Origin of the sequence: Shewanella sp. BC20 (genome assembly GCF_003129585.1) — a bacterium.
Lineage (GTDB): Bacteria > Pseudomonadota > Gammaproteobacteria > Enterobacterales > Shewanellaceae > Shewanella > Shewanella seohaensis.
The window spans coordinates 34036-46406 of sequence record NZ_NHRI01000008.1 but is presented as its reverse complement, the minus strand read 5'-3'; the positions used below and the strand labels follow the sequence as shown (position 1 = coordinate 46406).

The window sequence follows — 12371 nt, the reverse complement described above, 5'->3', positions numbered from 1 at the left end:
ATTAATCTTTACCACCACCGCCACCACTCGATGCGCCGCCACTAGCGCTATTTGCACCTTGGTCGTAGTTGCCTAGGTTATATTGTTTATTCGCTACACCAGCTCCTGCAGTTGCAGAGTCTTTTGCATCGCTGATTTGTTGACTAGCAGAATTTCCAGACATTTCCGCTGACAAACCCGCTACTTGATTACGGATGGTTTGTCCAAAGAAGCTGTAAACGCCAATTGCAGCTACTGCGATTAAAGCCACTATGATGATATATTCGGTCATGCCTTGACCATATTGTCTTTTTAAGATCATGATTTAAAATCCTTTTTAATCTTGAATATAAGCCGAAAACCCATAGGAATAAACAATGGCAAGAAGAGTATTTATGTACTCTTCTTGCTGTTATCGTTTATTTAGTGCCAGCAGCACTGCTATTGGCCGCTTTATCGTAGTTACCTAAGTTATATTTTTGATTCGCTACACCCGCTCCTGCAGTTGCAGAGTCTTTTGCATCGCTGATTTGTTGACTGGCAGAATTTCCAGACATTTCCGCTGACAAACCCGCTACTTGGTTACGAATGGTTTGACCAAAGAAGCTATATACGCCAATTGCGGCTACCGCAATTAAAGCAACGATAATGATATATTCGGTCATGCCCTGACCACGGGATTTTCTTTTTAACATAATCACTCCATTGATGAATTAATATACGGCGTATATTTTTCCCTGCGTAACAAATGAACACAATCAACCATAAGTATTAAGTTATTTCAATTTGTTTCAAGTGTATTTTTGATAGCTACATGGTGTTTTATGAATCATGATTAAATGAGAGGTTTACTTCGTTTGTAGTACTTAAGTTGAGCTGTAAAATTTGTTTTTATTATTGTTGAGAGTATTTGTTGTAGGGGGATTTAGATATTTTAGCAGTAATATGTGCTCAATAGCCCTAATGTTAGTCTCATTATATTTATATGAATTGTCATTCATAAGTATTAACTTGCTATGTGTTTCTTATGGGCCATTCCGTTTAGTGTTACTTTTCGCAGCAGTATTTCTATGGAGAGTAAATATAGATGCGTGTTTCTAAGCGGAGTTATTTAGTGGGGTTATTGGCTATGTCGACGAGCCTAATGCCTTTGTCGTTAATGGCGGCGGATGAGGGGTTATTTACGCCTTTTCCTACGGCGAAATTAAAGGATGAATTGACGCGCCATTATGCCGAATATCCCTTTATTATCAGCGCGGGTGAACAAAGGTCTGACTATCGTTTAAAGCCTATCTTCGGTCAGGTCCATCAGCAAAAATACAAATTAGCGCCCGAATATAGCCCTGCACATATTCTCGACAATTACCGTGAGCAGATTAAAAAGCTTGGTGGCGAAGTCCTATTCGAGTGTCTGCTTGAGGCCTGTGGTGATTCTCGCCTATTGGAAGAGCAAATTGCGCTGTTGGATGGCGTTATTGGTGTTGAAAGTGGTTACTTGTTTGCTCGAGTGAAGAATGAGCAAAAAGAGTTTTATACTGCCATACAAGCCGCAAATCTGAAGAGTTCTGCGGGTATTCATATTACGACGCTCGAGGTGATCCCCGAGCCGCTAGATTTAGTCACAGTTAATGCTGCATTTTTGCAGCAGGCGCCTAAGCAAATCGAGTTTAAAGATAATCAAAAGAAGGATAAGAACGGCGCAGAGGATCATCCGCTTATCAGCCGCCTAAAGGGAAGCTATATCCAGGACTTTAAACGCCAAGGCTTTGCCAGCACAGTATTTGTGTCTTCAATGGATGCAAGCAATAAGCCTGTGCTGGTGGAGCGTGCGGGTAAGTTGACTCAAAATGGCTATTCAATACCAAAGGAATATTCGGGTTACGAGGTGTTCACTAACTACAAGGTGGCATTGACTAAACTCGGATTCGAGACGCAATTTGAGTGTCAGGGAAAGGCCTGTGGTAGGGAGGATAGGTTTATCAAAGCCATCGATTCTCTAGTGAACATTGGTAACGAAGACAGCCAGTTTTATGCTTGGTATACCTTAACGCGCCCCGAGGGGAATGTGCATGTGAGCACTTATACCATTGGTTATATCGGCGGGTTATGGACCGACCTGCGGGTGTTAGAGGAGACTGAGCTTAAGGATGATCGCGTGGGGATAAATCTTGAGGCGCTAACCGACCAAATCGAAGCCAAGGGGCATGTTGCCTTAGAAGGGCTGCTATTCGAGTACGATAGCGACAAGTTGTTGCCCGAGGCGCAGCCCGTTGTCGAGGTGCTTGCCAGTTACTTAAAGGCAAATCCTAAGCGTGCATTTTATGTGGTGGGTCATACCGATGACAAAGGTAATCAAGCCTATAACCAAGGTCTATCCCAACGCCGCGCGGTGGCGATTGTGAAGTTATTGACCACGAGTCATGGTATTCAAACTCAACAATTGGAAGCCGTAGGCATAGGTGAACATGCTCCCGTTGCTAGCAACAGTGATGAGGCGGGGCAGCAGCAGAATCGCCGTGTGGAGTTAGTACTAAGATCGGATACTAAGTAAGCCCAATCGTTTGACTCAATATAAATAAAAATGGCGTCAGCTCTTGTCGAGTTGGCGCCATTTTTGTTTACCTGTGATAGCTCAGCCGACGTCTCTGCCAAGCGATATTCAGGCTAAGGCTAAGATAGTGCCGGGAAGGAGAGCGAACTGCCAATTCCTAATGGCAGGCCTAAGGCCCAATAAGCGAGTAAGAAACCGCTCCAAAGCAGCAGAAAACTGATTGAAAACGGCAGCATCAGCGCCACTAAGGTGCCAATGCCTGATTCCTTAACGTATTTTTGGCAAAACACCACAATCAACGGAAAGTAAGGCATCAACGGGGTAATGATATTGGTCGACGAGTCGCCAACGCGGTAAGCGGCCTGAGTCAAATCTGGCGATACGCCCAGCTCCATTAACATCGGCACCATGATGGCTCCAATCAAGGCCCATTTGGCCGATGCCGAGCCGACTAATAGATTGACGAACGCGGTGAGAAACACAATCCCGACTAATGTTACGCCCATAGGAAGGGCCAATTCTTTCAGCGCCAACGCGCCTTTAATCGCCATTAATGCGCCTAAATTGGATTGACCAAAGGCATAAATAAACTGGGCGCAGAAGAAGGCCATGACGATGTAATAACCCATGCCACTCATGGACTTACTCATGCCTTGAATAATGGCTCTGTGGTTATTCGCCGTGCCCGCAACGTAACCATAAACTATGCCAGGTACGAGGAAGAACACAAAAATAATCGCCACAATGGAGCGCATTAAGGGAGCCGAGGCACTGGTTAGCGCGCCATCGGTACCACGCCAGGCAGAGTTGTCACCATAGGCGGTAAACACCAGCCCTAAGGCGCATAACAACATGGCACCCATCGCGAATTTGAGACCACGGCGCTCATGGGGCGCCAGCTCATCAAGCGTTGGCAGCGTACTGGGATCGCCATTCACCGCCGTGTTTTTTAGGCGCGGCTCAATCACTTTATCCGTTAAGAACCAGCCAACTAAGATAATTAACACGGCAGAAGCCGACGTAAAAAATATATTATTCAGTGGGTTAATCGTTAATGTGGCGGCCGCTGGGTCGGCGGATAATCTGGCCGCGGCCTGAGTTAAGCCCGCTAACATAGGGTCAAGGCTCGATGGCACACCCACGGTCGCAGAAAAACCGCCTGATACGCCAGCAAAAGCGGCGGCAATACCGGCTAGGGGATGACGACCCGCTGCATAGAAGATCACCGCGCCGAGTGGGATAACCAGTACATAACCCGCATCAACCGCGACATGGCTGAGGATACCTACGGCGATCAATACCGGGGTGAGTAACATCTTGGGTGTCACCGATAAAATCGAGCGCAGGCCAGCATTAATAAAGCCAGTATGCTCAGCAACGCCAAGCCCCAGCATAGCAACCAGCACGACACCGAGCGGCGGGAAAGTCACAAAAGTGGAGACTATGTTCGAGGTAAATGCAGTCAGTGCGCCGCCTTCGAGCATATTCACGACTTGAATGGGGTTGCCAGTACGAGGGTCGATTTCATCAAAACTGACACCCGATAATCCCCAAGAGATCAGCCAGACTAGGCCAAGAAACATCGCAAATAACACCGCCGGATCGGGCAGTTTATTGCCGACGACTTCAACTCCATTGAGAAATCGCTGGAATCCAGTGACAGGTTTATGGTTTTCCATTTGGGTGCCGCTTCCTAAAAAATGATGATTGTTATCTGTGATTATAAAAACGCAGCATTAATTTAAGCTTGGTTTAACTAATCGATAAGAAATAAAACACATAAAAATCTATCGCAGTGACTTTAGTACGGCTGGTTCTTAGCCATAAAATCAACAGGCAAATAAAAAGCGCTGGTTCATCGCTGAACCCGCGCTTTTTTACTCAACAATGTATTTGATTACATTATCTAAATGAATCCGCTACCCGCTTATGCCTTTGGGCCAGCGTTACGGATGGCATCTGACACTTGGTACTTAGCGAAGTTCTTAGTGAAGGCTTCGGCCAGTTTTTGGGCGTATTCGGCGTAGAGTGCCTTATCGCTCCAAGTGTTCACTGGGTTGAGTAGGTTTGTGTCTACACCGGGTACCGCGACAGGCACGGCCAGATTAAGTGTCTCTAAGTGTACGGTTTCGACGTTTTTCAGCTCACCGCTGACAATCGCATCGACAATGGCGCGCGTCGTTGGGATATCGAAACGTTTACCAATACCGTGTGGGCCGCCAGTCCAGCCAGTGTTAACTAAGTACACTTGGCTACCGAATGACTCGATACGCTTCATCAGCAGCTCTGCATACACGCCCGCAGGACGTGGGAAGAAAGGTGCGCCGAAGCAAGTAGAGAAGGTTGACTGAATCGCCGAGGTTGAACCGATTTCAGTCGAACCGACTTTAGCGGTGTAACCAGAGAGGAAGTGGTAAGCCGCTTGCTCTTTGCTCAGGATAGAAACCGGTGGTAATACGCCAGACACGTCGCAGGTTAAGAACACTACTGCGTGCGGCTCGGCGCCACGGTTGTCTTCTTTACGCTGAGCGATATGCTCGAGAGGGTAAGCCGCGCGGGTGTTTTCCGTCAGGCTGCTGTCTTTGTAGTTAGGTACGCGGTGTTCGTCCATTACCACGTTTTCCAGCACAGTACCGAAGCGAATCGCATCCCAAATCACTGGCTCGTTCTTTTGGCTCAGGTCGATACACTTGGCGTAGCAGCCGCCTTCGATGTTGAATACGCCGCCTGGTGCCCAGCCGTGCTCATCGTCACCGATCAGGAAGCGTTTTGGATCCGCAGACAGGGTGGTTTTACCCGTGCCTGACAGACCGAAGAATAGGGTAGTGTCGCCATCTTTACCTACGTTTGCCGAGCAGTGCATTGGCAATACGCCTTGGGCTGGCAGCAGGAAGTTTTGTACAGAGAACATCGACTTCTTCATTTCGCCAGCGTATTTCAGGCCCGCTAGCAACACTTTGCGCTCGGCAAAGTTCAAGATCACCGCCGCATCTGAATTGGTACCATCACGCTCAGGAACACAGACGAAGTCTGGCGCGTTAATGATTTGCCATACAGGCTTGTCTTGACGGTTAAATTCTTCTGGGATGATAAAAAGGTTGCGGGCGAACAGTTGGTGCCAAGCGTATTGAGTCGTCACACGCACTGGCTGGTAATGTTCTGGGTCTGCACCGACTTCGAGGTCAGATACAAACAACTCTTTATCGGCGAGGAATGCTTCTACACGCGCCCATAATCCTTCAAAAGCACCGGGTTCAAATGCTTGGTTGACGGGTCCCCATTCGATGTCAGCCGCTGAACTGGGTTCTTTTACAATGAAGCGATCGCCAGGAGAGCGACCTGTGCGGGTACCAGTTTTAGCAACCAGCGCGCCGTTTGCAGTCAATTCACCTTCGCCGCGTAGCAGGGCAAATTCGACCAGTTGTGCTGTTGAGGGGTTGTAGTGAACGCGGTTTAATCCATCCGCCATAGTGAGGTCTCCATTGACTTGTATTTGTAAGGTTATTTTTTTATCGATCGTCTGCCGATTTTGTTTTTATTTATCGCGCTAGTCGTGCTAGGCGACAAAGTGTGCCGATTGTATCCTATCCGTGGGTAAAGTGTGAGCTGGATCATTGAGGCGGTACAAAAAAGGGCACCCTAAGGTGCCCTTTTAACAGTCAATTTTGACTTACTGCTGGGTATTTGAGCCAGTGCCGTTGGCATAAATGGCTGCGATATCAATGCCATCGAATACGTATTTCGCATTGCAGTATTCACAGCCCATTTCGACCTTACCGTCTTCGGCCAGAATGGCTTCGACTTCGGCTTGATCAATCGTTTTGATCGCGGCTGCGCTGCGATCACGTGAGCAAGTGCATTTAAAGCTGACTTCGATAGGATCGAATAGACGGACTTCTTCTTGGTGATATAGGCGGTGCAAGATGTCCTGCGCATCTAAGGTGAATAACTCTTCCGCCTTGATGGTCGCGGTCAGCTGACACAAATGCTCGAAGTCGGCATTGTGGTCTTCTTGGCTTGGCAATACTTGCAGGAACATACCCGCAGCTTGTTTACCGTCGGCAAATAACCACAGTGCAGTAGGTAATTGCTCTGACTGGTTAAAGTAGTCTTCAACACAGGCGGCTAAGGTTGGTTTGTCGAGGGCGACCACGCCTTGGTAACGCTCACCTTCATCCGGTGTTAAGGTGATAACCATATAACCTTGGCCAAACAGATCGGCAAGGCTTGCATCGTCGGCTAACTCACCTTCCCAGCGCGCAATACCGCGTAATTGCTGTTGGTTATTGCCATTGATCACCGCCAGTGATACTGGGCCGTTACCCTGCAGCTGCACGCTGATATCGCCACTGAATTTTAAGGTGGCGGTTAACAGCGACGTTGCCGCCAGCAATTCACCCAGCAGGATTTGCAACACGGATGGGTAAGCGTGTGAGCCAATCACCTGTTGATAGCTGTCTTGTAACTGTACGAGTTCACCACGCACATCGGCATCGTCGAACAGGTAGCGGTTTAAAATATCTTGTATCATTTTGTATCTCACTGTTAGGTAACTTTTACGTAATTCTTAGCATTCTTTAAAACGGATAAGTTGGCGTCGTTGCTTTTTATCCGGTTTATGGTCGGGCGCAGGATTATTGAGAATATTCAATCGTCTTGCTTCGGCATTTACCGCACGCTTGGCCACACTGGCGGCCGTTTCTTCGTACAATTCCTGCGCAATCGTCGCGCTTTGGCGCATTTCAGATAATTTTTTTATGACGATCTCTTTATCGTCATATCCCTGTCGTATCTTAAGGACGGCACCTATCTCGGCATTCTTACTAGATTTGGTGCGAGCACCGTTGTAATGTACTTTGCCGCCGTTGATCATTTCTTTGGCAATGGCACGGGTTTTATAAAAACGTGCGGCCCATAACCACTTATCGAGTCGAACGCTGCCACTGTCGCCTGAACTTTGCGTCATAGTGTCTCCAAGATAAAAGCTCGATGAGCTCACATGCTGAGCAATAAAATGCCTAAGTCGCATTGCGATGATGTTAAAGGGTGGTGCGCTTCACACCCTTTTGAGGCGGGCAAAGTTAGCATAAATGGCCAATTTTCGCCAATTGCAATACTGTTATGGGCTTGTTGCCAAATGCGGCCTAGGTTAGCATGTGGCGAACATTATAAATTTTATAATCAGAACAGAGACCTGTATTGAGGGTCCACATAAATATGGATTTATTAGATAAAGTTATCGCTAAAGCTGTAGGTATCCCGCATAAGCCATTGAGTCAGGTTGTTTTCTGGTTTGGTTTTATTCTGAGTTTACTCTTAGCCGCGCAAATTACATGGAAACTCGTACCTAGTACCTCATCCCCAACGGCTTGGTCGCCAACGGCTGTCACGACGACGGGCAAAGGCGCTGGGCAAGTTGATCTTGCGGGATTACAGCAGCTTGCACTGTTTGGTAGGGCCGATGCCAAATCGGATAAACCCAAAGTGGAAGTGGTTGAGACTGTGACCGATGCGCCTAAAACTTCCCTCTCTATTCAATTAACGGGTGTGGTGGCTTCAACCGCCGATCAAAAAGGCCTCGCGATTATCGAGTCCAGCGGTAGCCAAGAAACCTACAGCCTAGGCGATAAGATCAAAGGCACTTCGGCGTCGTTAAAAGAAGTCTATGCCGACCGGATTATCATCACCAACGCGGGCCGTTACGAGACCTTAATGCTCGATGGTCTGGTTTACACCAGCCAAAGCCCCGCGAATCAGCAATTACAAAAGGCTAAGACTGAAAAGGCCGAAGTGGTTAGCCGCGTTGATCAACGCAAAAATACTGAAATTTCCCAAGAGCTGGCCGAATCCCGCAGCGAACTCTTAGCCGACCCCAGCAAAATTACCGATTACATCGCGATTTCTCCCGTTAGACAGGGCGAAAACGTCGTGGGCTACCGTTTAAACCCGGGTAAAGATGTGAACCTCTTTAAGCAAGCGGGCTTTAAACCCAACGACCTTGCTAAATCGATTAATGGATACGATCTGACAGTAATGAGTCAGGCGTTAGAAATGATGAGCCAATTACCTGAATTAACTGAAGTTTCCATCATGGTTGAGCGGGAAGGACAATTGGTTGAAATCATGTTTAGTTTGCCGCAATAACACGCGTTAGAGGAAAGTAAAATAATGAATAACAAACGGATTCGACGCAAACTGATTGCTGGAGTTGTGGCTGGCGCCACTATGCTGACCTCGCAATTTGTTTGGTCTGAACAATATGCGGCCAACTTTAAAGGCACTGATATCCAAGAATTTATCAACATCGTTGGTAAAAACATGAATAAAACCATCATTGTTGACCCGACCATTCGCGGCAAGATCAACGTGCGCAGTTATGATCTGCTCAACGATGAGCAGTATTACCAATTCTTCCTTAACGTGCTGCAAGTCTACGGTTATGCCATCGTCGAGATGGAAAACAACGTCATCAAGGTCATTAAAGACAAAGATGCGAAAACCGCAGCGATTCGTGTTGCCAACGACAACGACCCAGGTTTAGGTGATGAAATGGTCACCCGCATCGTGGCGCTGTATAACACCGAAGCCAAACAGTTAGCGCCGTTGTTACGTCAGCTAAACGATAACGCTGGTGGCGGTAACGTAGTGAACTACGACCCATCGAACGTACTGATGCTGTCAGGCCGCGCCGCTGTAGTGAACAAGTTAGTCGAAATCGTTCGTCGTGTAGATAAACAAGGTGATACCTCGGTACAAGTGGTGCCGCTCGAATACGCCTCAGCCGGTGAAATGGTGCGAATTATCGATACCCTTTACCGCGCGACAGCTAACCAAGCGCAGCTCCCAGGGCAAGCACCTAAGGTTGTTGCCGACGAGCGCATTAACGCCGTCGTGGTCAGTGGTGATGAAAAGAGCCGCCAACGCGTGGTTGAGCTTATCCATCGCCTCGATGCCGAGCAGGCTAGCACGGGTAACACTAAAGTACGTTATTTACGTTATGCCAAGGCTGAAGACTTGGTTGAAGTGCTGACCGGATTTGCGCAAAAGCTTGAGGGTGAAAAAGATCCAAGCGCCCAAGCTGGCGGTAAACGTCGCAATGAAATCAATATTATGGCTCACACTGATACTAACGCCTTAGTGATCAGCGCCGAGCCAGATCAAATGCGCACTATCGAGAGCGTGATTAACCAACTCGATATTCGCCGCGCTCAAGTATTAGTCGAAGCCATTATCGTGGAAGTTGCCGAAGGCGATAGCGTCGGCTTTGGGGTGCAATGGGCAGCTAAAGCGGGAGGCGGTACTCAGTTCAATAACTTAGGTCCAACCATTGGCGAGATTGGCGCCGGTATTTGGCAGGCCCAAGATAAAGAAGGTACCTACATTACCAACCCGAGCACTGGTCAGGTGATCGGCCAAAACCCTTCAACTAAGGGTGATGTAACCTTACTTGCTCAGGCCTTAGGTAAAGTGAACGGTATGGCCTGGGGCGTTGCCATGGGTGACTTTGGCGCATTAGTACAAGCTGTGTCGGCCGATACCAACTCGAACGTACTGGCAACGCCTTCGATTACGACTCTAGATAACCAAGAGGCCTCGTTTATCGTCGGTGATGAAGTGCCGATTCTGACCGGTTCTACCGCCAGCTCAAACAACAGTAACCCATTCCAAACCGTTGAACGTAAAGAGGTTGGGGTAAAGTTAAAAGTGGTTCCTCAGATCAACGAAGGCAACGCGGTTAAGCTCGCCATTGAGCAAGAAGTTTCAGGTGTAAACGGTAACACGGGTGTGGATATCTCCTTCGCGACTCGCCGTTTAACGACCACTGTGATGGCCGACTCAGGGCAAATCGTGGTGCTCGGTGGTTTGATTAACGAAGAAGTTCAAGAAAGTGTCCAGAAAGTGCCATTCCTCGGTGATATTCCGGTGCTCGGACATTTATTCAAGTCTTCTTCCAGTAAGAAGACCAAAAAGAACCTGATGATCTTCATCAAGCCCACCATTATCCGTGATGGTGTGACTATGGAAGGTATCGCAGGCCGTAAATACAACTATTTCAGAGCATTACAACTTGAGCAGCAAGAACGCGGCGTGAACCTGATGCCAAATACTCAAGTGCCAATTCTGGAAGAATGGAATCAATCTGAATACCTGCCGCCCGAAGTGAACGACATTTTAGATCGTTACAAAGAAGGCAAAGGGTTAGATACCCAGATGCGTAAAACGGACTCGACCCTCAAGTCGCTGGATGAAAACAAGAACAAAGACAAAACACAATGAGTGAAATACAAGTAACCCAAGTCGAGGATTTAAGCCTAGTTTCTAACGAACTAGGGCTTGAAGCCGAAGGTGATGAGGTATTTCGCTCCAGCAGCAAAGAGCGTTTACCCTTTGCCTTTGCCCATCGCCATGAGGTGATTTTAGCCTATGGCGATGATGGCGCCTTGAACCTGTTTTACACCGCCAAAACCCCATTAGCGGCCATGCTCGAAGCGCGCCGCTACTCGGGCGCGGATTTGCCGCTGGTCTTGCTCGAGCCGGGCAAGTTTGAGGCGAAATTAACCCAGGCCTATCAAGCCAACTCCTCCGAAGCGCAGCAGCTGATGGAAGATATTGGCAACGAGATGGATTTATTCACTCTCGCCGAAGAACTGCCGCAAACCGAAGATCTGCTCGAAGGCGATGATGATGCGCCTATTATCAAGCTGATTAACGCCTTGTTATCTGAAGCGATTAAAGAAGAAGCCTCGGATATCCATATCGAAACCTACGAGAAGCAGTTGGTCGTGCGTTTCCGTATCGACGGTGTGTTGAAGGAAGTGCTTAAACCGAATCGTAAGCTGTCATCCCTGTTGGTATCGCGGATTAAGGTCATGGCGCGTCTCGATATCGCCGAGAAACGTGTACCACAGGACGGCCGTATTTCGCTGCGGATTGCGGGTCGTGCGGTGGACGTGCGGGTATCGACCATGCCATCAAGCCATGGCGAGCGGGTGGTGCTGCGTCTGTTAGATAAAAATGCTGGCAATTTGGACTTAAAACAACTGGGGATGACCGACAGTATCCGTGCCCAGTTCGATGAGCTTATCCGTCGTCCACACGGCATTATTCTGGTGACAGGCCCTACAGGTTCGGGTAAGAGTACCACGCTGTACGCGGGTCTTACCGAGATTAACTCTAAAGATACCAATATCTTAACCGTTGAAGACCCGATCGAATACGAGTTAGAAGGTATAGGTCAAACCCAAGTGAACACTAAGGCGGACATGACCTTCGCCCGTGGTCTGCGTGCGATTCTGCGTCAAGACCCGGATGTGGTAATGATCGGGGAAATCCGTGACCTAGAAACCGCCCAAATTGCGGTGCAGGCGTCTTTGACTGGTCACTTAGTGATTTCCACCCTGCATACCAACACGGCCTCGGGCGCGATTACCCGTTTGCAGGACATGGGCGTAGAGCCTTTCTTGGTCTCATCGAGTTTGCTCGGGGTATTAGCCCAGCGCTTAATCCGTACACTTTGTCCAAAATGTAAAACAGAGCATGTGCCCGATGAGCGCGAGCGCGAGCTGCTTGGTATTACTGCAGATGATCAGCGCCATATTTACCGCGCCAATGGCTGTAAGGCCTGCGGTAACAGCGGCTACCGTGGTCGTACGGGTATCCATGAGCTGTTGCTGGTCGATGATAATGTGCGCGAGCTTATTCATGGTGGACGTGGCGAACTGGCGATTGAGAAATATATCCGCCAGTCGGTGCCAAGCATCCGCCACGATGGTATGAGCAAGGTGCTCTCAGGTATCACCACTCTGGAAGAAGTCCTAAGGGTGACCCGCGAGGAGTAAGC

At 48.4% G+C, this 12371-nt stretch carries 10 protein-coding genes; 4 read left to right on the top strand and 6 right to left on the bottom strand.

Features of this window, described 5'->3' with window-relative positions; all coding sequences use genetic code 11:
* Position 1: 1 nt before the first annotated feature.
* Positions 2-301, bottom strand: coding sequence for a Flp family type IVb pilin (locus CBX96_RS10020; protein WP_109286581.1), 300 nt, complete (start codon positions 299-301; stop codon positions 2-4).
* A 97-nt stretch (positions 302-398) separates the two neighbouring features.
* Entirely contained in the window at positions 399-674 is a 276-nt protein-coding gene (locus CBX96_RS10015; protein WP_109286580.1) for a Flp family type IVb pilin, read from the bottom strand.
* Positions 675-1066: 392 nt separating this feature from the next.
* On the opposite strand from CBX96_RS10015, the gene CBX96_RS10010 reads away from it, so the two are divergent.
* On the top strand, positions 1067-2530 hold the full coding sequence (locus CBX96_RS10010; RefSeq protein ID WP_109286579.1) for an OmpA family protein: 1464 nt from the start codon (positions 1067-1069) through the stop codon (positions 2528-2530).
* Between the two features lie 119 nt (positions 2531-2649).
* Here CBX96_RS10010 and CBX96_RS10005 read toward each other — a convergent pair whose 3' ends face one another.
* The 4 genes from CBX96_RS10005 to hslR all read right to left on the bottom strand — a co-directional run bounded on the left by CBX96_RS10005 (position 2650) and on the right by hslR (position 7496).
* On the bottom strand, positions 2650-4209 hold the full coding sequence (locus CBX96_RS10005; RefSeq protein WP_089066673.1) for an AbgT family transporter: 1560 nt from the start codon (positions 4207-4209) through the stop codon (positions 2650-2652).
* 248 nt (positions 4210-4457) lie between these two features.
* A complete protein-coding gene (locus tag CBX96_RS10000; protein ID WP_023266235.1) occupies positions 4458-5999 on the bottom strand; it encodes a phosphoenolpyruvate carboxykinase in 1542 nt (513 codons plus the stop codon).
* A 201-nt stretch (positions 6000-6200) separates the two neighbouring features.
* Complete coding sequence (gene hslO, locus CBX96_RS09995; RefSeq protein WP_109286578.1) at positions 6201-7061, bottom strand: Hsp33 family molecular chaperone HslO; 861 nt, start codon at positions 7059-7061, stop codon at positions 6201-6203.
* Positions 7062-7097: 36 nt separating this feature from the next.
* Positions 7098-7496 (bottom strand): ribosome-associated heat shock protein Hsp15, encoded by a 399-nt coding sequence (gene hslR / locus CBX96_RS09990; RefSeq protein WP_011715421.1) that lies wholly within the window; start codon positions 7494-7496, stop codon positions 7098-7100.
* Positions 7497-7747: 251 nt separating this feature from the next.
* Here hslR and gspC point away from each other — a divergent pair, with 251 nt between their 5' ends.
* The 3 genes from gspC to gspE are packed head-to-tail and all read left to right on the top strand — an operon-like array spanning position 7748 to position 12369.
* Positions 7748-8674, top strand: a complete 927-nt coding sequence (gene gspC, locus CBX96_RS09980; RefSeq protein WP_109286576.1) for a type II secretion system protein GspC — start codon at positions 7748-7750, stop codon at positions 8672-8674.
* Positions 8675-8698: 24 nt separating this feature from the next.
* Positions 8699-10807: a type II secretion system secretin GspD gene (gspD, locus tag CBX96_RS09975; protein WP_109286575.1), complete on the top strand. Its 2109-nt coding sequence runs from the start codon at positions 8699-8701 to the stop codon at positions 10805-10807.
* Complete coding sequence (gene gspE, locus CBX96_RS09970) at positions 10804-12369, top strand: type II secretion system ATPase GspE (RefSeq protein WP_109286574.1); 1566 nt, start codon at positions 10804-10806, stop codon at positions 12367-12369. Before gspD ends, gspE begins: the two co-directional genes overlap by 4 nt.
* The last annotated feature ends 2 nt before the right edge of the window (positions 12370-12371 follow it).

Excerpts from the sequence above, each read along its gene's own strand:
- CBX96_RS10005 (WP_089066673.1), bottom strand. The coding sequence starts at position 4,209 with ATGGAAAACCATAAACCTGTCACTGGATTCCAGCGATTTCTCAATGGA.
- gspD (WP_109286575.1), top strand. The coding sequence starts at position 8,699 with ATGAATAACAAACGGATTCGACGCAAACTGATTGCTGGAGTTGTGGCT.
- hslR (WP_011715421.1), bottom strand. The coding sequence starts at position 7,496 with ATGACGCAAAGTTCAGGCGACAGTGGCAGCGTTCGACTCGATAAGTGG.
- hslO (WP_109286578.1), bottom strand. The coding sequence starts at position 7,061 with ATGATACAAGATATTTTAAACCGCTACCTGTTCGACGATGCCGATGTG.
- gspC (WP_109286576.1), top strand. The coding sequence starts at position 7,748 with ATGGATTTATTAGATAAAGTTATCGCTAAAGCTGTAGGTATCCCGCAT.
- gspE (WP_109286574.1), top strand. The coding sequence starts at position 10,804 with ATGAGTGAAATACAAGTAACCCAAGTCGAGGATTTAAGCCTAGTTTCT.
- CBX96_RS10010 (WP_109286579.1), top strand. The coding sequence starts at position 1,067 with ATGCGTGTTTCTAAGCGGAGTTATTTAGTGGGGTTATTGGCTATGTCG.
- CBX96_RS10000 (WP_023266235.1), bottom strand. The coding sequence starts at position 5,999 with ATGGCGGATGGATTAAACCGCGTTCACTACAACCCCTCAACAGCACAA.
- CBX96_RS10015 (WP_109286580.1), bottom strand. The coding sequence starts at position 674 with ATGTTAAAAAGAAAATCCCGTGGTCAGGGCATGACCGAATATATCATT.
- CBX96_RS10020 (WP_109286581.1), bottom strand. The coding sequence starts at position 301 with ATGATCTTAAAAAGACAATATGGTCAAGGCATGACCGAATATATCATC.